Annotated in this window: 15 protein-coding genes and 1 pseudogene; 5 read left to right on the top strand and 11 right to left on the bottom strand. The window is 65.0% G+C overall.

Translation table 11 applies throughout. The features are described from left to right. Positions 1-175: 175 nt before the first annotated feature. From P9273_RS17340 to P9273_RS17370, 7 genes are all read right to left on the bottom strand, one after another. The gene (locus tag P9273_RS17340; protein WP_278050001.1) at positions 176-1,120 is read right to left on the bottom strand and encodes an ABC transporter permease; all 945 of its coding nucleotides are present in this window, start codon (positions 1,118-1,120) and stop codon (positions 176-178) included. Beyond that, on the bottom strand, positions 1,117-2,172 hold the full coding sequence (locus tag P9273_RS17345; RefSeq protein WP_278050002.1) for an ABC transporter permease: 1,056 nt from the start codon (positions 2,170-2,172) through the stop codon (positions 1,117-1,119). The genes P9273_RS17340 and P9273_RS17345 overlap by 4 nt, the downstream gene beginning before the upstream one ends. Beyond that, on the bottom strand, positions 2,172-3,692 hold the full coding sequence (locus P9273_RS17350; RefSeq protein ID WP_278050003.1) for an ABC transporter ATP-binding protein: 1,521 nt from the start codon (positions 3,690-3,692) through the stop codon (positions 2,172-2,174). The genes P9273_RS17345 and P9273_RS17350 overlap by 1 nt, the downstream gene beginning before the upstream one ends. Positions 3,693-3,860: 168 nt before the next feature. Next, positions 3,861-4,886 (bottom strand): BMP family protein, encoded by a 1,026-nt coding sequence (locus P9273_RS17355; RefSeq protein WP_278050004.1) that lies wholly within the window; start codon positions 4,884-4,886, stop codon positions 3,861-3,863. A 331-nt stretch (positions 4,887-5,217) separates the two neighbouring features. After that, complete coding sequence (locus P9273_RS17360; RefSeq protein WP_278050005.1) at positions 5,218-7,290, bottom strand: 3-hydroxyacyl-CoA dehydrogenase NAD-binding domain-containing protein; 2,073 nt, start codon at positions 7,288-7,290, stop codon at positions 5,218-5,220. Positions 7,291-7,392: 102 nt separating this feature from the next. Continuing rightward, a complete protein-coding gene (locus P9273_RS17365; RefSeq protein ID WP_278050006.1) occupies positions 7,393-7,983 on the bottom strand; it encodes a hypothetical protein in 591 nt (196 codons plus the stop codon). A gap of 44 nt (positions 7,984-8,027) precedes the next feature. Continuing rightward, positions 8,028-8,636 carry a TetR/AcrR family transcriptional regulator gene (locus P9273_RS17370; protein WP_041004426.1) on the bottom strand — a complete coding sequence of 203 codons (609 nt, stop codon included), beginning with the start codon at positions 8,634-8,636 and terminating at the stop codon, positions 8,028-8,030. A gap of 78 nt (positions 8,637-8,714) precedes the next feature. Between P9273_RS17370 and P9273_RS17375 the strand changes: the two are divergent. After that, a pseudogene (locus P9273_RS17375) lies at positions 8,715-9,997 on the top strand (MFS transporter). Positions 9,998-10,275: 278 nt separating this feature from the next. Continuing rightward, positions 10,276-11,850, top strand: coding sequence for an alkaline phosphatase D family protein (locus P9273_RS17380; protein ID WP_278050008.1), 1,575 nt, complete (start codon positions 10,276-10,278; stop codon positions 11,848-11,850). Between the two features lie 218 nt (positions 11,851-12,068). On the opposite strand, the gene P9273_RS17385 is transcribed toward P9273_RS17380, so the two are convergent. Further along, positions 12,069-12,338, bottom strand: coding sequence for a hypothetical protein (locus tag P9273_RS17385; RefSeq protein ID WP_278050009.1), 270 nt, complete (start codon positions 12,336-12,338; stop codon positions 12,069-12,071). A 214-nt stretch (positions 12,339-12,552) separates the two neighbouring features. On the opposite strand from P9273_RS17385, the gene typA reads away from it, so the two are divergent. Continuing rightward, positions 12,553-14,382 carry a translational GTPase TypA gene (typA, locus tag P9273_RS17390; RefSeq protein WP_041004432.1) on the top strand — a complete coding sequence of 610 codons (1,830 nt, stop codon included), beginning with the start codon at positions 12,553-12,555 and terminating at the stop codon, positions 14,380-14,382. Positions 14,383-14,434: 52 nt separating this feature from the next. On the opposite strand, the gene P9273_RS17395 is transcribed toward typA, so the two are convergent. Continuing rightward, positions 14,435-15,058: a DUF1062 domain-containing protein gene (locus P9273_RS17395; RefSeq protein WP_278050010.1), complete on the bottom strand. Its 624-nt coding sequence runs from the start codon at positions 15,056-15,058 to the stop codon at positions 14,435-14,437. Between the two features lie 614 nt (positions 15,059-15,672). On the opposite strand from P9273_RS17395, the gene P9273_RS17400 reads away from it, so the two are divergent. Further along, on the top strand, positions 15,673-16,284 hold the full coding sequence (locus P9273_RS17400; protein ID WP_278050011.1) for a LysE family translocator: 612 nt from the start codon (positions 15,673-15,675) through the stop codon (positions 16,282-16,284). Between the two features lie 10 nt (positions 16,285-16,294). Here the strand turns inward: P9273_RS17400 and P9273_RS17405 are convergent, their stop codons facing one another. Both P9273_RS17405 and P9273_RS17410 read right to left on the bottom strand, forming a co-directional pair. Continuing rightward, positions 16,295-16,618 carry a YciI family protein gene (locus P9273_RS17405; protein WP_041004438.1) on the bottom strand — a complete coding sequence of 108 codons (324 nt, stop codon included), beginning with the start codon at positions 16,616-16,618 and terminating at the stop codon, positions 16,295-16,297. A gap of 265 nt (positions 16,619-16,883) precedes the next feature. Then, complete coding sequence (locus P9273_RS17410) at positions 16,884-17,447, bottom strand: peroxidase-related enzyme (RefSeq protein ID WP_278050012.1); 564 nt, start codon at positions 17,445-17,447, stop codon at positions 16,884-16,886. A gap of 128 nt (positions 17,448-17,575) precedes the next feature. On the opposite strand from P9273_RS17410, the gene P9273_RS17415 reads away from it, so the two are divergent. After that, on the top strand, positions 17,576-22,345 hold the full coding sequence (locus tag P9273_RS17415) for an NAD-glutamate dehydrogenase (RefSeq protein WP_278050013.1): 4,770 nt from the start codon (positions 17,576-17,578) through the stop codon (positions 22,343-22,345). Positions 22,346-22,522: the final 177 nt, after the last annotated feature.

The raw sequence follows: 22,522 nt of genomic DNA on the forward strand, positions 1-22,522 counted from the left end.
AGAGGTGTCGAGCGCAGCTCGACGGAGTGGGGGTCGACCCTTGGCGCGGCGCAGGGAGATTCTCGCGCCGCGGCCCCTTTCGATGTCCGTCGGCGGCGGTTGCCAGGTGGTTCCCCCACTCCGTCGCTGCTTCGCAGCGCCACCTCTCCCCCCTCCGGAGGGAGAGGAAAGAGCACTACCGCTCTTCCCTCCGAAACGGCTTCAGCAGCGCCGAGGGCGCGACCGCGTTGCGCGACATGAAGGCCATGGCGACGATGGTGAAGATGAAGGGCAGCATCAGGAAGGCTTCGTAGGGGATGTGGCCGAGGCCGCTGGCCTGCATCCTGAGCTGCAGCGCGTCGACGAAGGCGAAGAGCAGCGCGGCGCCCGCCGAACGCCAAGGGTCCCAGCGGCCGAACACGACCAGCGCGATCGCCACCCAGCCGCGCCCGGAGACGACGCCGAAGGTGAAGGCGTTGAACTGCGCCATGGTGAGGAAGGCGCCGGCGAGCCCCATCAGCGCACCGCCGAGGATCACCGCCTGGAAGCGCGTGGCGATGACACTGACGCCGGCGGAATCGGCAGCGCGCGGGTTCTCGCCGACCATGCGCACCGAGAGCCCCCAGGGCGTGCGGTAGAGCACGAAGGCGGCGAGCGGGACGGCGATGATGGCCAGATAGACCAGCGTGAACTGGTTGAACACGGCCGGCCCCAGGATCGGAATGTCGGCGAGCAGCGGGATCGGCACGGGCTTGAAGCCGCCGATGCTCGGCGGCACCGATTGCTGGCCGAAGATCAGCCGGTAGAGGAAATAAGCGAGACCCGAGCAGAACAAGGTCACGCCGATGCCGCAGACATGCTGGCTGAGGCCCAGCGCCACGGTGAACAGCGCATGCAGCGCGCCCATGAGGGCGCCGACCAGCACCGCCACCAGCACGCCCAGCCACAGGCTGCCGCTAAGGCTCGCGGCGGTGAACCCGGCCATCGCCGACAACAGCATGATCCCTTCGATGCCGAGATTGAGCACGCCGGCCCGCTCGGAAAACATTTCCCCCAGCGTGGCGAAGGCGAGCGGTGTGGCAATGCGGATGATGGCGGCGAGGAAGCCGACCTGAAAGATCTGTTCGAACACCGCGCTCATGCAGAGGCTCCCACGCGGCGGATGCGGTAGGCTGTGAAGAGCAGCGCCACCAGCATGGCAAGCAGCGCCGTGCCCTGGATGACGTCGCTCAGGAAAGCGGGCACGCCGGTGGCGCGCGACATCGCTTCGGCACCGGTCATGACGGTGGCCAGGAAGATCGCCGCCGGCACCACACCGAGCGGGTTGAGCCTGGCAAGCATCGCGACGACGATGCCGGAATAGCCGTAGCCCGGCGAGATGTCGCTCATCACCTGGAAGTGTACGCCGCCGACCTCGCCGACGCCGGCCAAGCCCGCCAGCGCGCCGGAGAGCAGCGCCGTGGAGATGAGCACGCGCTGCACGTTGATGCCACCATAGCGGGCGGCTTCCGGATTCTCGCCGGTGACGCGGATGCGGAAGCCGAGCGTGGTGCGCGCGATCAGGAACCAGCAGAGCGGCGCCGCGATCAGCGCCACGACGACGCCGAGATGCAGCCTTGTGCCTTCGATCAGCACCGGGAAATTGGCGGAATCCTCGATCGGCGGCGAGATCGGGTAGCCGGAAAAGGTGTCCTTCCACGGCCCTTCGATCAGCGCCATCAGCGCGTAATAGATGACCGAGTTGAGCAGCAGCGAGCTGACCACATCGTCGACCTTGAACTTGACGCGCAATGTCGCCGGAACCAGCGCGACCAGAGCGCCCGCGGCGGCGCCCACCAGCGCCATCAACAGCATGGCGAGGTAGCCCGGCATCGGGATCGCGCCGACGAAGCAGCTCGCCACCGCGCCGGCGAGCAGCTGGCCCTCGGCCCCGATGTTCCAGAACTTGGCGCGGAAGGCGATCGCCACCGCCAGGCCGGTGAAGATCATCGGGGCGGCACGCACCAGCGTCTCGGTGATGGCGTAGCTGTCGCCGAGCGAGGCGGATAGCATGACGCCATAGGCTTCGACGACGCCGGCGCCGGCTACGGCGATCAGTCCACTGCAGAGCACCAGCGTCACCGCGATCGCGATGAGCGGGAGGGCCAGGTTGAACCAGGCGGGCGTCGAGGTGCGGGCTTCGAGGCGAAACATCAGGCCGCCTCCCCGGTGTGCCCGGCGCCGGTCATCATCAGGCCGAGCCTTGCGACGGTGGCGTGGGCGCTGGGAAGCGTGCCGGCGATGCGGCCCTCATACATCACCGCAATGCGATCCGAGAGCATCAGCAATTCCTCAAGGTCCTCGCCTATGACGATGATGCCGCAACCCTTGGCGCGCATGGCCAGGAATTTTTCGTGGATGAAGCGGGCGGCGCCGATGTCGAGACCGCGCGTCGGCTGCGAGACTATCAGCACCTTGGGATCGAAGGCGAGCTCGCGCGCCAGCAGCGCCTTCTGCAGATTGCCGCCGGAGAGCGCGCCGGCGCGCACCATCGGGCCGGGGCAGCGAATGTCATAGGCTTCGATCTGCGCTTCGGCGAAAGCGCGGATCGCTGCCGGGTTGAGCAAGCCCTTGCGGCTGAAGGCCTCGGTGCCGATGCGCGGCAGCACCATGGAATCGGCCAAAGGCAGGTTGGTCACCAGGCCGGTCGTCATCCGGTCTTCCGGGATGCGGCCGAGGCCCAGCGCCTGCAGCTCGCCCGGCGAGAATTGCGCAACCTTTTTGCCGGCTATCGTCATCGTGCCGGTCTTGGGCGCCAGCATGCCGGAAATCACATCGGCCAGCGCCCGCTGGCCGTTGCCGGACACGCCGGCGATGCCGAGGATCTCGCTCGCGCGGACGAAAAGCGAGACGTCGCGCAGCGGCGTGCCGGCGTGACCGGAGGTGGAGATGCCGTCGAGCGTCAGCACGGAAGCGCCGGGCGTCGAAGCTTCCTTGACCGGCGGCACGATCTCGTGGCCGCACATCAGCATGGCCATCTCGGCCGAGGTGGTGCCTGCCGGATGATCGACGCGGCCGGCGACCTTGCCGTGGCGCAAGACGACGCAGCGATGGGTGAGGGCCCTGACTTCGTTCAGCTTATGCGAGATGAAGATGATGCCGAGCCCCTGGGCGGCCATCGAGCGCAGGGCGGCGAACAGGCCGTCGACTTCCGAGGGCGCCAGCACCGCCGTCGGCTCGTCGAGGATCAAAAGCTTCGCGCCGCGAAACAGCGCCTTGATGATCTCCAGCCGCTGCTGTTCGCCGACCGACAGGGCCGACACTGGCAGGTTCGGATCGAGGCTCAACCCGTACTGCCGGCTGATTTCGGTGAGCCGGGCAAGCCCGCGCGCACGGTCGATGCGGCCGGATTTGCCGGGAATGCCGATCAAAAGGTTCTCCAGCACCGTGAGGCGCGGGGCGAGATGAAAATGCTGATGCACCATGCCGATGCCGGCGGCGAGCGCGTCGGCCGAATTGTGGATGGCGACCGGCCTGCCCTCGACCAGGATCTCGCCGGCATCCGGCGCGTAGGCGCCGAACAGCACGTTCATCAGCGTCGTCTTGCCGGCGCCGTTCTCGCCGAGCAGGCCGAGGATTTCGCCGGGGGCCACGCTGAGATCGACAGCCTCGTTCGCCTTGACGGCGCCGAAGCTCTTGGTGATGCCGCGCATTTCGATGAGTGGGGCGGACAAGCGTGAATCCCAGTGAAAATGGCGCGATTCTTTACCCTCTCCCTTGTGGGGAGGGTCGGCTCACGATCGCAGCGAAGCGGAGATTGTGAGACGGGGCGGGGCGGCGTCGAAGGCCTCCACCCCACTCCGCTTCGCGGATCGACCCTCCCCATAAAGGGGAGGGTAAGGTCAATCCGAAACCGGCGTGTTCTCGTCGACGTCGACGCGGAAATTGCCTTCCAGGATCTCGGCCTTCTTCTTCTCGACCAGGTCCTTGACGTCCGCCGGCAGCGTCTTGTCGAATTTATGGTAGGGCGCGAGATAGGAGCCGCCCTTGGCCATGCGCGAGAAATCGCCATAGTCCTGCGCGGTGAAGACGCCGGCCTTGACCAGCTTGATCGCCTGCTCGACCGTCGGATACATGTCCCACACCGGGCCTGTGATGACCGTGTCAGGGCCGAGGCTCGACTGGTCGGACATGTTGGAGATCGCGTAGATCTTCTTCTCGACCGCCGCCTCGATGACGCCGAAGCGCTCGGCATAGATGACGTCGACGCCGGCATCGATCTGCGCCACGGCCGCTTCCTTGGCCTTGGGCGGATCGAAGAAGGAGCCGATGAAGGCGACCTTCTTCTTGACGTTCGGGTTGACCTCCTTGGCGCCGGCAAAGAAAGCGTTGACCAGCCGGTTCACTTCCGGGATGCCCATTGCCGCGACGGCGCCGATCGTGCCGGACTTCGACATCTTGCCGGCGATCATCCCGGAGAGATAGGCGGGCTCGTGGATCCAGTTGTCGAAGACGCCGAAATTGGGTTCGGCCGGGCCGGCGCCAGAGCCGAACAGCCACGCCGTCTTCGGGAACTGCTTGGCCGTGCGGCGCGATTCGCGCTCGGCGGCGAAGGCGTCGCCCAGCACCAGCTGATAGCCCCCTTGAGCATATTCGCGCATCACGCGGCTGAAGTCGGCGGTCTGCACCTTTTCCGACCATTTGTATTCGATGCCCAGTTCCTTCTCGGCCTTCTGCAGGGCGACATGGATCTGGTTGTCCCACGGCTCCTCGATCGGCGTGGCGAAGATCGCCGCCACCTTCAGCTTCTTGTCGTTGGCGAAGGCCGCGCCAGGCAGCACGGTGGCCGCGAGGCCAAGCGCGCCGAGTTCCAGCACGTTGCGCCGCGACAGGCCGGCGCGTTGTGTTTTGCTATGTTGGTTTTCCATTGAAGTGCCCCTCTGTTCGGCAGCCGTGTCGAGCCGGCCGTTCCAAATGTCAGACGCCCAGAACTATGGAACGGCGCCTGAGATTTGTCCACATGGTCAAATTTGGTGGCGACGACGGATGGGCGATCCTTATCTTCGTCATTCTATGGCGGAGCAAGGAGCGAAGCGACGCGCGCAGACCACAGAATCCATGCCGTGACGTCCGAGAGCCGCGACGGTGCAGAACGAGCAGCGGCCACGCCGTCCCTTGTTTCGGACCGTGGCATTCCTTGTCTGATGGAACGGCATGGATTCCAGGGTCTCCGCTTCGCTTCGCCCTGGAATGACGAAATTACCGGGCGCCGGCACCCTCCCATGCCCTCGTCTCAGCAACCCGCCTCAACGCCGGCGCCGGCTCGAAGATCGGCCGTCCCGTTTGCCGGTGCCAATGCTCCAGCCGCTCGACGATCCTGGGCCCGCCCTCAAGCGCTGCCCAGAACATCGGCCCGCCCTTGCCGATCGGGAAGCCGTAGCCGTTGACCCAGACGACATCGATGTCGGACGCGCGCGCGGCGATGCCTTCCTCGAGGATCTTCGCGCCTTCGTTGACCAGGGGATAGAGCGTGCGCTCGATGATCTCGTCGGCGCCGACCTCGCGCTGCCCAATTCCAAGCTCCGCCGCCTTCGCCCGGATCAGCGCTTCGACTTCGGAATCCGTGACCGGCTCACGCGAGCCGCTCTCGTAACGGTACCAGCCGCGCCCGGTCTTCTGGCCGAAATGGCCCTGCTCGCACAGCGTATCGGCGATCACCGCCGTCTGGCCGCGCGCCTTGCGGTTGCGCCAGCCGATGTCGAGCCCGGCGAGGTCGCCCATCTGGAACGGTCCCATCGGCCAGCCGAAATCGACTAATGCCTTGTCCACCTGGCTCGGCGTCGCGCCTTCCAGCAGCAGGAACTCGTTTTCTGAACCTCGCGCGGCCAGCATGCGGTTGCCGACGAAGCCGTGGCAGACGCCGACGACGACCGCCACCTTGCCGATGCGCCGGGCGAGATCGGCGACCGTCGCCAGCACCTCGGGCGCGGTCCTTTCGGCACGCACGATCTCCAGCAGCTTCATGACGTTTGCCGGCGAAAAGAAATGCATGCCGAGCACGTCCTCTGGACGCGAGGTCGAGGCGGCTATTTCGTTCACGTCGAGATAGGAGGTGTTGGTGGCGAGGATGGCGCCGGGCTTGGCGATTGCATCGAGCTTGCCGAACACCTCCTTCTTCACCGTCATGTCCTCGAACACGGCCTCGACGATCAAATCGCAACCGGCGAGGTCGGCATAGTCGGTGCTGCCCTTGAACAGGCCGAGCCGCTGCTGCTTCGCCTCTTCCGTCAACGAGCCCCGGCTGACCGAGACGGCATAGTTCTTCTCGATGGTCGCCAGGCCGCGCCGCAGCGCCTCCTCGCTGGTCTCGAGCAAAGTCACCGGGAGGCTGCCATTGGCGAAGGCCATGGCGATGCCGCCGCCCATCGTGCCGGCGCCGATGATGCCGACGCGTTCGATCCGGCGCTTCTGCAGGTCCTTGCCGGGCACCTTCGCCGCCTCGCGCTCGGCGAAGAACAGGTGCCGCTGCGCGCGCGACTGGTCGCCGGAAACGAGTTTCTGGAAGAGTAGCCGCTCGGCGGCAAGCGCCTCGTCGAAAGGCAGGGTGATCGCGTTGCGCACGGCTTCGGCGCAGGCAAGCGGCGCTTCCAGCCCGCGGGCTTTTTTGGCCAGACCGGCGGCCTGGGCGTCGAAAGCGGCAAGATCGGTCTCGGCCAGCCGGTCATCGCGGTCACGCACCGGCACGAACGGGCCACCCCGATCAGCCATTTCGCGGGCGAAACGAATGGCCTCCGCCAATAGATTACTGTCAACAACCGCGTCGGCAAGACCGGCGGCTATGGCCTCACCGGCCGAAATGGGCGTGCCCGAGACGATCATGCCGAGCGCCTTCAGGGCGCCGACCAAGCGCGGCAAACGCACCGTGCCGCCGCCGCCCGGCAAAAGGCCTAGCTTCACTTCCGGCAGGCCGAGTTTTGCGCCGGCATCCGCGACGCGAAAATGGCAGCCGAGCGCCAGCTCCAGCCCGCCACCGAGCGCCGTGCCGTGGATGGCGGCGACGGTCGGCTTGGCGATGGTTTCTAGTAAAGCGACGATGGCGCGCAGTTCCGGCTGCTCGATCGGCTTGCCGAATTCGGTGATGTCGGCGCCGGCGACAAAGGTGCGCCCGGCGCAGACGATGACGATCGCTCTCGCGGCAGGGTCGTCCCGCAGCGCGGCGAGCGCGTCATAAAGCGGCTTGCGGACATGAAAGCTCAGCGCATTGACCGGCGGGTTGTCGATGGTGACCACCGCGACGCCATTCTCGTTTGCGACGCTGACTGAACTGGACAAGCGGAACCTCCCGAGACCGGCTGCAATCGCTGAAGGGTTTACTAAGCCCGCCGGCCAATGGGAACCCGATCCGGCCCTGGCCCAATGGTTGACCGGGAGCGGTCAGTTGTCCACGCGACCGAAGGGCGGAACGTCGCCGATCACTTCGCGCTTGTCCTTGCCGCAGGCGAAGGTTTTCGCCTTCTCGTCGGCAAGCTTGCGCGCCAGGTCGTTGGCCTGCGCGTTGCCGGTGGCTAAAACCAGGCCGATCGTGCAGCCTTGGTGCTCTTCCGGCTGCGCCACCTTGGCGACGACCAGCACCTCGATCGATTTCTTCTCGTCTTCCGGGTTGCTGACCGAGCGGCGATGGATGGCGGCGAACGGAATGGCGGCATCGCCATTGGTCTCGATGCGCCATTCCACCTTCGGGCCGGAGCCGTTGAAGGCGGTGAAGCTCTCCCAGACTGCGGTCATGTCGTCGGACGGAAAGCCATAATAGACGGATTCGCGTGCGTCGTCGTAGCCGATCAGCACCGGGTAGCCGCGATAGCCGGAGCAGACGAGACTCGCCCAGTCGCCGTCGCCTTCCGCGGCCTGCGCATAGGTCACGCAATCCTTCTTCCAGTCGAGATCGGTGTAGGCGCTGGAGATGTCGCCGGCCTGGGCCGCCTGGCAGAAACCGGCGAGGGCAAGCGGGATGACGAGAGCACGCATCGCTGGCAACTCCGTTCGGGTTGCCGGAAGCGTAGCTTCAATTGCTATTTCTTCAAGCTGGCTTCGATCAAGAGGTCGGCGTTGCGGGCAACCGCCGCCGCCGGGCCGCCCAGACCGAAAAGCTGGCCGCTGATATACGCGCCCTCGATGAGAAGCAGCAGGCCGTCGCCCAGCGTGTCGGAATCGGCGGCGCCCATCGCCGCCGCCATGGCGCGCAGGCGCCGGCGCAATTCTTGCTTGTTGTTTTCGCTCACCACCCGTGCGGGATGGCCGCGCTCGGGATATTCCACCGCAGCGTTGGTCATGCCGCAGCCGCGATAGTCGGGCTTTTGCGTGCGTTTGCCGACGCGGGTCAGGAAAGCGATGATCTGCGCGCGCGGATCGCCGGGATGCGAATCGACGGCCTCGTCGAAGCGTTCCCAGAATTCGCGGTCGTATTTGCGCAGATAGGAGGCGGCAAGCTCGTCCTTGGACGGGAAGCTGCGGTAGAGACTCGGCTTGGTGACGCCGGCGCGCTTGACGATCTCGTCGACGCCGATCGCCCGGATGCCCTCGCGATAAAAAAGGTCGCGCGCCACGTCCAGGATCTTGTCCGCCGCCTTGGGGGCGGGCGCGGCGCTCAACGACGCTTCAATTTTATTGTCCGATGACATGCAAACAACTCGCTTGACAATGTTACTGACCGGTACGTATGTATGGTGCTATCGCATTGCAACGTACCGGTCAGTAACATGATAGCCCAGTCCCGTCCGTTTGGCCAGCGCTACGCCTTCGTGGTGGTTGCCGTCATCTTTCTTTGTCTTTTGATGGCGGCAGGGCTTCGCTCGGCCCCCTCGGTGATGATGGTTCCGCTGGAGGAAAGCTTCGGCTGGCGGCGCGACGTGACCTCCTGGGCGGCCAGCATCGGCATCCTGCTCTATGGCCTCACCGGTCCGTTCGCCGCGGCGCTGATGGAACGCATCGGGCTGCGCCGCACGCTGCTCGGCGCGCTGGCGGTGATGTCAGGATCGACGGCGCTCAGCCTGTCGATGACGCAACCCTGGCATCTCTTCATCACCTGGGGCGTGTTTTCCGGCATCGGTTCGGGCGCGGTGGCGAGCGTGCTTGGCGCAACAATCGTCAACCGCTGGTTCAAGACCAATCGCGGCCTGATGATGGGCCTGATGTCGGCCTCCAGCGCCACCGGCATGCTGGTGTTCCTGCCGGTGATCGCCTCGCTGGCCCAAAGCGGCGGCTGGAAGCCGGTGGCGATCGCCGTGGCGCTTGCCACTGCCGCGCTGATCCCGCTTGTTCTGCTGCTCGTGCCGGAACGCCCTTCCTCGATCGGCCAGGTGCGCTACGGCGCCGATGCCGACGACGTTCCGCCGGTGTCGCCGGCATCGCAGGGCAATTTCCTGGCGCATACGCTGACCACGCTGCGCCGCGCCGCTGGCACACGGGTGTTCTGGTATCTGTTCGCGACCTTTTTCGTCTGCGGCTTCACCACCAACGGCCTCGTCGGCACCCATCTCATCGCCTTTTGCGGCGACATCGGCATCGGCGAGGTGCAGGCTGCCGGACTGTTGTCGATGATGGGCATTTTCGACCTGATCGGCACGACGCTGTCCGGCTGGCTCACCGACCGTTTCGACCCGCGTAAGCTGCTCGGCGTCTATTACGCCGTGCGCGGCCTGTCGTTGATCTACCTGCCTTATTCCGGCTTCTCTGCGACCAGCCTGATCATCTTCGCCGTGCTCTACGGGCTCGACTGGATCGCCACCGTGCCGCCGACGCTCAGACTCGCCAACGAGGCGTTCGGCGACCGCAGCGGGCCGATCGTGTTCGGCTGGATCGTCGCCGGCCACCAGGTGGGCGCGGCGGCGGCCGCCGCCTTCGGCGGCACGATGCGCGAGCTGCAGGGCAATTACGAACTGGCCTTCCTGATCGCCGGCATGACGGGCATCGCGGCGGCCTGTATCTCTCTGCTGATCAACACCGACAGCCGGCATTCGAGCCGGAGCCGCAGGCGGCTTAAGGCGTGTCGAGATTCGGGTGAGGCCGGCCTGCAAACGGCAGTCTCCTGCGCTTCCGGTGCTCACGTACTTTAAGTACGCTCCGCTGCGGTTCTCGGAGACCGCCGTTTTCGGCTCGTCCGACCCGAATCTCGACACGCCTTTTAGCGTCGCCTTCCCCTTCCCAAAGGGGAGAAGGGAAGAGCTGTTCACTGTTATCAAAACTTCATGGTTCCGATATGCGCCTGAAACATTGAGGCGAGAGCTTGGCGTTCCCGTTCAAAGCCATCCGGAGACCGCCATGAACAAGCTTTCCCTTACCCGCCGCGCTTTCGTCACTTCGGCCAGCGCCTTCGGCCTTGTCGGCGCCTCCGGACTGGCATTGCCCTACTATTCCCGCGCCAATCAGCGCCCGGCCTTCACGCACGGCGTGCAGTCCGGCGACGTTGACGCCACGTCGGGCATGGTCTGGACCCGCACCGATCGCCCGGCGCGCGTAATGTATGAAGTGTCGACCACCGAAAGCTTCGCCAATGCCACGCGACTGGCTGCACTCGATACGTCGCCCGCCAGCGACTACACGGCGAAGCGGCTGCTCACCGACCTCGCCTCCGACCAGGACATCTTCTACCGCATGACCGCCGCCGATCTTTCCGACATCAATGTCGTTTCCGAGCCGATCGTCGGCCGCTTCCGCACCGCGCCGTCGTCGAAGCGCGACGTGCGCTTCGCCTGGTCGGGCGACACTGCCGGCCAAGGCTGGGGCATCGACGAGACCGGCATGAAGACCTATTCGACCATCGCCAAGCACACGCCGGACTTCTTCCTGCATTCGGGCGACACGATCTATGCCGACGGCGCGCTGAAGGACGAGGTCGACCTGCCCGGCGGCGGCAAGTGGAAGAACGTCGTCATGATCGACGGCAAGCGCAAGGTCGCCGAGACGCTGGACGAGTATCGCGACCAGTGGAAGTACAACATGATGGACAAGCATGTGCTTGCCCTCTCCGCCATCTGCCCGACCTTCTACCAGTGGGACGACCACGAGGTGCTGAACAACTGGTCGGACTCGAAGGACCTGACCGCCGACAACCGCTACAAGGAGAAGTCGATCCATGTGCTGGCGGCCCGCGCGGCGCGCGCCTTCCATGAGATGACCACCATCCGCTACGAGCCGTCGGAGCCGGGCCGCGTCTACCGCAAGATCTCGCATGGGCCGCTGCTCGACGTGTTCTTCCTGGACATGCGCTCCTATCGCGGCCCCAACGGTGCTAATCTGGACGAAACACTGACGCCGAAGTCGCGCATGATCGGCGAGGAGCAGTCCAAATGGCTGAAGCGCGAGCTGGCCAATTCCAGGGCGACCTGGAAGATCATTGCCGCCGACATGCCGCTCAGCCTGGTCGTCTGGGACGACGCGGCGAAGAAGGTCGGTTTCGAGGCCGTCAGCAACAACGACAATGGCGCGCCGAAGGGCCGCGAGCTCGAATTCGCCGATGTGCTGCGCTTCATCAAGAATGCCGGCATCACCAACACGGTGTGGCTGACCGCCGATGTGCACTACACCGCGGCGCATTACTACAACCCCGACAAGGCGCAGTTCCAGGATTTCAACCCGTTCTGGGAATTCGTCTCCGGCCCGATCCATGCCGGCACGTTCGGCCCCAACGATCTCGACATGACGTTCGGGCCGGAGCTGAAATTCATCAAGGCGCCGACCGCCGAGCAGGGCCAGAACCTGCCGCCGTCGGCCGGGCTGCAGTTTTTCGGGCTGGTCGATATTTCCGGCGCCACGGAGCAGCTGACGGTGCGCTTGATGGATCGCGATGACAACGAGCTTTACAAGGTGACGCTCGACCCGGTGCGGTCGGCTTAGGCTGCGTTGTATTCAAGTGATGCTGGCCTGCGAACGATGGTTTCCTGCGCTTCCGGTGCTCACGTACTTAACGTACGCTCCGCTCCGGTTCTCGGAAGCCATCGTCCTCGGCTCGGCCTGACCTGAATCTCAACACACCCGAAGGCCCAGAGTTACAAGGTCTGCGCCGTGAGGCGAAAGCATCGCGGCGGCTCAGAAGTCAAAGGCGATGAAGGGCGTTAGTCCGGATAACAAGCCCGGGGAACGTTCGGCCAGACCGCGGTGTCGCAGTTGGCGTCCTTCTGCCGCTGCTTGAAGGCGGCGCTGACCGGGCCAGTGACGATCGGGTCGACGCCGTCAGGGGCGTCGGCGAACATCTGCTGCGCGGTCCTGGCGTCGGGCGGCTGGATGGAACTGCTCTCTCGCAGAGCCGTCGCCGACTGCGCAACGCCGGCCGCAAGCAGCACGCCAAGCGCTGCCCACGCGAAAACCGGACGCAATCTGGACATCTGATCGGTCATGAACATGAAATTGCCCGGCCCCTCAAAGGTTCCGCCTTGGTTAACAGAATCATTTCACACCAAGACGTTTAAGAATCAGTGACCATTTATTTGGGGGCGGGCCTCCCCTTTCGCAATTGCGAAAAACCCTGTATGAGCCGCGCAACCGAAAAAGGCGGCGCTTTTTAAGCCTGCCGCCTGCAACGTTCCCGAGACCAAACACATGAACCTCCGCAATATCGCGATCATCGCGCATGTCGACCATGGCAAAACCACCCTGGTCGACCAGCTCCTGAAACAGTCCGGCGCCTTCCGCGACAACCAGCGCGTCGCAGAGCGCGCCATGGATTCCAACGACCTCGAAAAAGAGCGCGGCATCACCATCCTGGCCAAGGCGACCTCGGTCGACTGGAAGGGCACCCGCATCAACATCGTCGACACGCCCGGACACGCCGATTTCGGCGGCGAGGTCGAGCGCATCCTGTCGATGGTGGATTCGGCGATCGTGCTCGTCGACGCCGCCGAAGGCCCGATGCCTCAGACCAAGTTCGTCGTCGGCAAGGCGCTGAAAGTCGGCCTGCGTCCCATCGTCGTCATCAACAAGATCGACCGTCCGGACGCCCGCCATGTCGAAGTGGTCAACGAGGTGTTCGACCTCTTCGCCGCGCTCGACGCCACCGACGAGCAGCTCGACTTCCCGATCCTCTACGGTTCGGGTCGCGACGGCTGGGTCTCGGAAAATCCGGAAGGCCCGAAGGATCAGGGCCTCGCGCCGCTGTTCGACCTCGTCGTCAAGCATGTGCCGGCGCCGACCGTCCATCCCGGCCCGTTCCGCATGATCGGCACCATCCTGGAGGCCAATCCCTTCCTCGGCCGCATCATCACCGGCCGCATCGAGTCCGGCACGCTGAAGCCCAATCAGGCAGTCAAGGTGCTGCATCACGACGGCACGCAGATCGAGGCCGGCCGCATCTCGAAAATCCTCGCCTTCCGCGGTCTCGAGCGCCAGCCGATCGAGGAAGCGCAAGCGGGCGACATCGTGGCCATCGCCGGCCTGTCGAAGGGCACCGTCGCCGACACATTCTGCGACCCAGCAGTCAGCGAGCCGCTGCATGCGCAGCCGATCGACCCGCCGACCGTGACCATGTCGTTCCTCGTCAATGACAGCCCGCTTGCCGGCACCGAGGGCGACAAGGTGACGAGCCGCGTGATCCGCGACCGCCTGCTGCGCGAGGCCGAAGGCAATGTCGCGCTCAAGATCGAGGAATCGGCCGAAAAGGATTCCTTCTTCGTCTCCGGCCGCGGCGAATTGCAACTCGCGGTGCTGATCGAAACGATGCGCCGCGAGGGTTTCGAGCTCGCCGTGTCGCGGCCCCGCGTCGTCATGCAGAAGGGCGATGACGGCCAACTGCTGGAGCCTGTCGAAGAGGTCGTCATCGACGTCGACGAGGAGCATGCCGGCGTCGTCGTGCAGAAGATGTCGGAGCGCAAGGCCGAGATGGTCGAGCTGCGCCCGTCCGGCGGCAACCGCCAGCGCCTCGTCTTCCACGCGCCGACGCGCGGCCTGATCGGCTACCAGTCGGAGCTTTTGACCGACACCCGCGGCACCGCGGTGATGAACCGGCTGTTCTTCGCCTATGAGCCCTATAAGGGCGAACTGCCCGGCCGCACCAACGGCGTGTTGATCTCCAACGAGCAGGGCGAGTCCGTCGCCTACGCCATGTGGAACCTGGAAGACCGCGGCCCGATGATCATCGATCCGGGCGTCAAGGTCTATCAGGGCATGATCATCGGCATCCACTCCAGGGACAACGACCTCGAAGTGAACGTGCTCAAGGGCAAGAAGCTCACCAACATCCGCGCCGCCGGCAAGGACGAGGCGGTGAAGCTGACCCCGCCGATCCGGATGACTCTGGAGCGGGCGCTGGCCTGGATCCAGGACGACGAGCTGGTCGAGGTGACGCCGAAGACCATTCGTCTGCGCAAGCTCTATCTTGACCCGAACGAGCGCAAGCGCTTTGAAAAGGCCGCCAAGGTGATGGGCGCGGCGTAGGTTTTTCAGAGAAGGATTCAAAAAGAGGGAGCGTCCGCTCCCTCTTTTTCTTTCAGCGGCACGCGGCCGACAGGATAGCGCGGCGATCCGCCTCCCCGGCCAGATCGATATGGATCGCCACGCCGTCGCGCACCGGCTTGCGCAAGGTCCTGGCGCCATCCGGTTCGACGGTCAGCCGCCTTCGGTCCTCCAGGGCTCGAAGCCTCGACCGCGAAAGGCCGAGCTCGCCGGCAAGCAAGCGGTCCAGCCGCAAAGCCGTCGCGCCCTCGAGCCGAAGCTCGAGCCGGAGCGCGGTCGCGTGTCCGGGTTCGCCGTCCAGCAGCGCCTTATCGACCGTGACGTCGGCAAATTCCTCGACCCGCCCTGCTCTGTTGCGCAGCGCGGCGGCATCGAAGGCAAAGCGGCGCGCGAGCGCCGGATCGTTGCATTCGAGCGCCGTAAACAGCGCCGGCTCGATGTCTCGGCGGGCTTGCCGTTCCAGGATGGCGAAATTCCAGGAATTGTCGCAGTCGACACAGCGGTAGATCAGCCACACGTCGATGCGTTTGCCATTGGCGTTGACGCGGAATTTCTCGCTGCATCGGTATGACCTGACGCCGCCGCAGCGGTTGCAGTTGATGAGAGGTCGAGGCGCGATTGCGGGTGCGATCGTCCAGTGGACACGCAAGGTAGACATGCCGGCAGGCCCTTCCCGTCGGGAAGTCCGTCAGGCCGGCGATATCCGAGATGCCCCAAAGGCACGGCGTGGCGAAGACTGTGTTGGTGGTGCCAGGCGGTCGGCGCGGAACTGCGCACGACAGCGGCTCAGCAATGCCAAACCGGTCTCGAACCGCCGCCTGAAGAACACGTGAAATAGAGCAGACGCGCCAATGGCTGCGCCTGCGGTGCATTCAGAGGAGTTGGCGAGACCGGCGGTTACTGTGGCAAAGCGATGCTCGAAAATGGGTAAGGGACGGGTCTTCTAGCGAAGGCTCAAGGGGACGGCAAGAGCAGGAATTGTCGGCGTCGGCGCTGCCCCTCATCCGCCTGCCGGCACCTTCTCCCCGCGAGCGGGGAGAAGAGAGCTGGCCGCGACGCCGGCGCTTTTCCCGCAACGCTGGCGATTGGCGAAAGCAGCCATGAAAGCGTGCCTTCGCCCCGTTTACGGGGAGAAGTTGCCCGAAGGGCGGATGAGGGGGCAGCGCCGGCGTTGGCAGTTACTGGCGCCTTGAACAACGATCGCGCCTGCTGGGCGTGTCAAATCTAATCCGATCGGCTATCTTTTCTTCTCTGTCTTGTAGGAAACGCCCCATGCATCTCGCCTCATTGCTGATCTTCGCAGCCGCCCTCTTCGTCGCCGCCGGCTCGCCCGGTCCGTCGATCGCGGCACTCGTGGCGCGGGTGATCTCGAAGGGGTTCCGCGACGTCTTCCCCTTCCTGCTGGCCATGTGGATCGGCGAGGCCGTCTGGCTGTCGCTGGCGGTGTTCGGGCTGGCCGTCGTGGCGCAGACCTTCCACTACGCCTTCGTCGCCGTGAAATGGGTAGGCGTCGCCTACCTCGCTTATCTGGCGTTCAAGATGTGGACGGCGCCGGTCGAGGCCAAGGAAGGCGAGATGCCGCGCGAGGATTCAGCCCTGAAACTGTTCTTCGCCGGCATGGCGGTGACGCTCGGCAACCCGAAGATCATGATGTTTTATCTGGCGCTGCTGCCGACCATCATCGACCTTGCCTCGGTCAGCGTCATTGGCTGGGTCGAGCTGACGCTGACCATGGCTATTGTGCTGATCGTCATCGACCTCGCCTGGGTGCTGGCTGCTTCGCAGGCGCGCCGGCTGCTCAAGAGCAAGCGCGCCATGAAGATCGCCAACCGCGTCAGCGCCACGACGATGGCGGGCGCGGCCGCGGCGATCGCCGCGCGATAAGCGGCCGGCCTCACATCATTTCGATGATCGGCGCGATCTCGACGCTGAAGGCGGGGTCCATCAGGATCGGGCAATCCTTTGCCTTGGCGACCGCGTCGTCGATGTCCCTGGCTTCGACAATGGTATAGCCGGCGGTCGGGTTGCTGCCGCCATTGTTCTCGATCCTGCCGCCCGGCAGCACAGTCTTCGACATGCCGACCGGATTGCCGCCGTCGACCACGGCCGAGCCGAGCTTGTCGTACCAGCCGGTCCAGGCATCCATTGCCGCTTTGCGTTCCGCGTCATCGGTCGGCATCTTGCCGGAGCCGTGATAGACATAGAGAAATTTCGCCATGTTCTCCTCCCTTGGCGGCGTTGAACCGGCATGCGGCCACGCCGCTTGCAATGTGCAGCGATGCTGCGATCCGATATGCGGCTCCGCCGCAATCTTGGATATGCAGCTACGCCGCAATCTTGGATATGCGGCTGCGCCGAAATCTTGGATATGCGGCTGCGCCGAAATCCCGGATATGCGGCTCGTGCCGCAGTCCTGATCATCGGACCAAACGGTGCGGCGGGCAATGAAAAATTCGTTAGTGCTAATGTAAGGGCAGGAGCCTCTACCGCGCCATGGCGTGATATTCAGGGTTCGGCCGCATATCCACGGCGGCGGCTACCCGGTTCGACATGTTGAAGAAGGCGGCGGTCGAGGCGATGTCCCAGATATCGCGGTCGGAGAAACCGGCCTGGCGCAAGGCGGCGCGGTCGGCTTCCACGATCCTGGCCGGCTCCTCGGTCAGCTTGACCGCGAATTCGAGCATGGCGCGCTGGCGGTCCGACAGGTCGGCGGCGCGGAAGTTCATCACCATCATCTCGCCCAGCGCCGGCTCGCCCGACAGCTGGCGTACCGCCGCGCCATGCGCCGTCAGGCAATAGAAGCAGTGGTTGATCGAGGAAACAACCACCGCGATCATCTCGCGCTCCAGCTTCGACAGGCCGGACTCGCCCAGCATCAGGTCGTTGTACATATCCGTGAAGGCGCGCAGCTTCTTCTCGTCGAAGGCGTAGGCGAGAAGCACGTTTGGCACGAGGCCGAGCTTCTCCCGGCATCTGTCGAAATAGGCCTTGGTCGCATCGCTGAGCTCCGCTTGGACAAGGTCAAGAGCGGTTATTTTGCCGGTCATATGGTTTCTCCTCGCAGGCCGATGGCGTCGGTTCGAATTTTTTAAAGCGTCGTCAAACCTTTGTCGCCAAACAGCGCTCATCTGGCTACCATAGTCGCAAAAGCATACGACGGGAGGGACTAAGCGTCATGGCCAGCGTTAAATCCAAGCCGAAGAAAGCCGCCGCGAAAGCGGAGGAAAAACCCGCAAGGCTTGTCGACTATCTGCTGGCCCGGGCACCCGCCGAGGACATCGCGGCCTATGACGTGGCCGACCTCGAGCGCGCCGGCGAGCTCGCCGCCCAAGCAGTCGCCGAGCACAGGAAGGGCGAAAGCGTCGTGGCCGTCGAGGCGGATTCCGGCGTTGTCTGCGGCGGCCGGCCGGTCACGGTCATCACCGTCGTCAACGACAACATGCCGTTCCTGTTCGATTCTATCCTTGGCGAAATCACCGAAACCAGCGGCGAGCCGACGCTGGTCACCCATCCGATCGTTACCGTCCGCCACGGCAAAGCCGGCGTCGTCGAGATTCTCGGCGATGGCGGCAAGGAGGATGTCAGCCACGACCGGCTGAGCGTCGTCCATGTGCATATCCCGCGACTGACCGCCGAGCAGGCGAAGAGCCTCACCGAGCGGCTGCGCAAGACGCTTTCGCAGGTCCGCGCCGCCGTCGTCGACTGGAAGCGCATGCTCGCGCGCCTTGACCAGGCGATTTCCGAATTCCGCTATTCGGCCGTGCCGCTCGACAAGAAAAGCGTCGCCGAGGCGATCGCCTTCCTCGAATGGCTGCGTGACGACAATTTCACCTTCCTCGGCATGCGCGAGTTCAAATATATCGGCGGCGAGGAAAGCGGCAATCTGGAGCGCGCGGACAAACCGGGCATGGGCATCCTGTCGGACCCCGATGTGCTGGTGCTGAGGCGCGGCACCGAAGCGGTGACGACGACGCCGGAGATCCGCGCCTTCCTGCACGGGCCAGAGCCGCTGATCGTCACCAAGGCCAATGCCAAGTCGTCGGTGCATCGGCGCATTTATCTCGATTACATCGGCGTCAAGACCTACACGTCGAAAGGCGCGCTGGCGGGCGAGCTGCGCATCGTCGGCCTGTTCACCTCGACCGCCTACACGCGCTCGGTGATGAAGATCCCCTATCTGCGCTCGAAGGCGGAGACGATCATCGCCAAGTCCGGCTTCAGTCCGAACGACCATTCGGGCAAGGCGCTGATCAACGTGCTGGAAAGCTATCCACGCGACGAGCTGTTCCAGGTTTCCGTTCCCATCCTGCGCAAGCATGCCAGCGCCATTCTGGGGCTGATCGAGCGGCCGCGTGTCAGGGCACTGGTGCGCGTCGATCAGTTCGACCGCTTCGTCTCGATCCTCGTCTTCGTGCCGCGCGACCGCTATGACAGCGTCGTGCGCGAGAAGGTCGGCACCTATCTCAAGACCGTGTTCGAGGGCCGGCTGTCGGCCTATTACCCGGCCTTCCCGGAAGGCGGGCTGGCGCGCGTGCACTTCATCATCGGCCGTTCCGGCGGCAAGACGCCGAAGGTCGAGCAGTCGACGATCGAAGCGGCAATCCGCGACATCGTGCGGACCTGGGAGGACGCGCTCTCCGAAGCCGCGGAGGCGGCCGGGAGCGATCCGGCCCTGAAGGCGATCGCGGCGCGCTTTCCCGAAAGCTATCGCGACACCTTCTCGGCCGCCGTGGCGCTTGCCGACGCCGGACGCATCGCGAAGATAAGCGCCGACAATCCGATCGCCATCGATTATTACCGCCACGCCGACCAGAAGCCGCACCAGGCGGCTTTGAAGATCTACCATTTCGACAGTCCGGTGGCCCTGTCGCGGCGCGTGCCGGTGCTCGAAAATATCGGCTTCCGCGTCATCAGCGAGCGCACTTTCGAGGTCGGCGACGACCCGGCCGATCGGGTGTTCATCCACGACATGGAATTGGAGAACAGCTACGGCGGGCGAATAGACCTCTCCGACGGCGGCGCGCTGTTCGAGGATGCATTCCTGTCGGTCTGGCGCGGCGATGTCGACAATGACGGCTATAACGGCCTGGCGCAAACCGCCGGCCTGTGGTCGGGCGAGATCACGATCCTGCGCGCCTATGGCCGCTATCTGCAGCAGGCCGGCATCCCGCAGAGCCAGGACTTCATTGCCGCGGCGCTCAATCGTTACCCCGAGATCGCGCGCGGCCTGCATGAACTGTTCGTCGCCCGGCTCGGGCCGGCGGCGGAAGGCGACGGCGTGGTCGCGGCGAAGCACCTGAAGGCCAAGATCAAGGATGCGTTGGAAGAGGTGCCCAATATCGATGACGACACCATCATCCGCCGCTACCTCAACCTCATCGAAGCCTCGTTACGAACCAATCATTTCGTAGCCGATACGAAGGAGAAGGGGCAGTCACTGGCGATCAAGCTCGACTCCCAAGCGGTCGAAGGCCTGCCGGCGCCCAGGCCGTGGCGCGAGATCTTCGTCTACGGCTCCGAGGTCGAGGGTGTACATCTGCGCTTCGGTCCGGTGGCGCGCGGCGGCCTACGCTGGTCGGACCGCGCCCAGGACTACCGGACCGAGGTGCTGGGGCTGGTCAAGGCGCAGCAGGTCAAGAACGCGGTCATCGTGCCGGTCGGCGCCAAGGGCGGCTTCTATCCCAAGAAGCTGCCGATGAGCGCCGGCCGCGACGTCATCTTCGAAGCCGGCACCTCGGCCTACAAGAATTTCGTCTCCAGCCTTTTGTCGATCACCGACAATATCGGCGTGGATGGCGTCATCCCGCCCGCAGGCGTGGTGCGGCGCGACAAGGACGATCCCTATTTCGTCGTCGCCGCCGACAAGGGCACGGCAACCTTCTCCGACACGGCCAACGCGATTTCCGAGAAGCATCACTTCTGGTTGGACGACGCCTTCGCCAGCGGCGGTTCGGCCGGCTACGACCACAAGAAGATGGGCATCACCGCCAAGGGCGCCTGGGAAGCGGTGAAGCGCCATTTCCGCGAGATGAACCGCGACATCCAGACCTCGCCCTTCACCGTGGTCGGCGTCGGCGACATGTCGGGCGACGTGTTCGGCAACGGCATGCTGCTCTCGCCGGCCACCAGGCTGATCGCCGCCTTCGACCATCGCGACATCTTCATCGATCCCGATCCGGATATGGCGGCCTCGATGGCTGAGCGCCAGCGCATGTTCGCGCTGCCGCGCTCGTCCTGGCAGGACTACGACAAGTCGAAGCTGTCGGAAGGCGGCGTCATCGTCTCGCGCAGCCAGAAATCGATCACCTTGCCGCAGGCGGCGGCGGCCGCGATCGGCTTGTCCAAGACCACGGCGACGCCGGTAGAGATCATGAGTGCCATCCTCAAGGCGCCGGTGGACCTTCTGTGGTTCGGCGGCATCGGCACCTATGTGCGGGCTTCCGGGGAAAGCAATCAGGATGTCGGCGACCGCGCCAACGACGCCATCCGCGTCACCGCGCTGGACGTTCGCGCCAAGGTGATCGGCGAGGGTGCCAATCTCGGCGTCACCCAACGGGCGCGCATCGAATTCGGCATGAATGGCGGGCGCTGCAACTCCGACGCCATCGACAATTCGGGCGGCGTCAACTGCTCCGACGTCGAGGTCAACATCAAGATCGCGCTGGCATCCGCCATGCGCAAAGGCTCGCTGGCGCGGCCGGCGCGCAACAAGCTGCTCGCCGAAATGACCGACGAGGTGAGCGCGCTGGTGCTCTCCAACAATTACCAGCAGACGCTGGCGCTCTCGCTGGCGCGCAAGCGGGGGCTCGCCGATATCGCGCATCAGGCGCGCTTCATGACGGCGCTCGAAGCGCGCGGCCTGCTCGACCGCGCGGTCGAGACGCTGCCTTCGCCGGCGGCGCTCGCCGAACGCGAGGCGCGCGGCGAGCCGCTGACCAGGGCGGAGCTCGGCGTGCTGCTGGCCTATGCCAAGATCGTGCTGTTCTCCGACATCGTCGCCAGCGACGTGCCGGACGAGCACCATTTCGACCGCGACCTGATGGGCTATTTCCCGGAGCGCATGGCCAAGAAATTCGCCGGCGAGATCCGCGACCACAGGCTGCGGCGCGAGATCATTGCGCGGGTCGTCGCCAACGACCTCGTCAATCGCGGCGGTCCGTCCTTCGTCAACCGCCTGCAGGAATCGACGGGACGCACGGCGGCCGATGTCGTACGCATCTTCACCGTGGTGCGCGACGGCTTTGCGCTGCCTGCGCTCTACAAGGAGATCGACGCGCTCGACAACCAGATCGACGGCCAGGTCCAGCTCGATCTCTATCAGGCGGTTAGCCGGCTCATTTTCGTGACCAGCGGCTGGTACCTGAAGAACGAAGCGGGCTCGGCGCCGCTCGGACAGCGCATCGCCGAATTGCAGGAAGCCCGCAAGGCGCTCGAGCCGAAGCTTCTCTCGTTGCTGCCGGCCTTCTCGCGCGAGCGCATCGAGGATCGACAGCATGGCCTGTCCAAGGGCGGCGCGCCGGAAAAGCTCGCCGGGCAGCTCGCTTTGACCGAGGTGGCGGAACTGATCCCGGATATCGCGCTCACCGCGCGCACCGCCAATGCCGACATCGTCAGCGCGGCCAAGGCCTTCTTCGCCGTCAGCGACGCCTTCCGCATCCCGCGCGTCGAGGAAGCGGCGCGCTCGATCGTGCCGCCCGACTATTACGACCAGCTGGCGCTGTCGCGCGCGACCGACATGATCGGCGTGGCGCGGCGCGGCATCGCGGTGGCAGCGCTGACCGGTTACGGCGCGGCAGCGGATCCGGTCGCGGCCTGGCTGGAGGCCGGCGGCGAACGCGTCGCGCGCATCCGCGAAAGGCTGCAGGCGCTGACCGAAGGCGGCGACATCACCGTGTCGCGGCTGTCGGTGGCGTCCGGCCTGATGAGCGACCTGACGGGGATGTGAATAGGCTTGGGTTCCTCGCCCCGCCAAAGGCGGCTGGTCTTTGGCATAGCGCATGGCAGCCTGGCGCATGCATTTCCAATGCAGCGCTGGTCGACCCCGACTCCGTCTCGGCTTCGCCGAGCCACCTTGTATCTCCACGAGAGAGATTTCGTGGGATTGAAGCGATTGAGCCAAGAT

The organism is Mesorhizobium sp. WSM4935, from assembly GCF_029625735.1.
GTDB lineage: Bacteria > Pseudomonadota > Alphaproteobacteria > Rhizobiales > Rhizobiaceae > Mesorhizobium.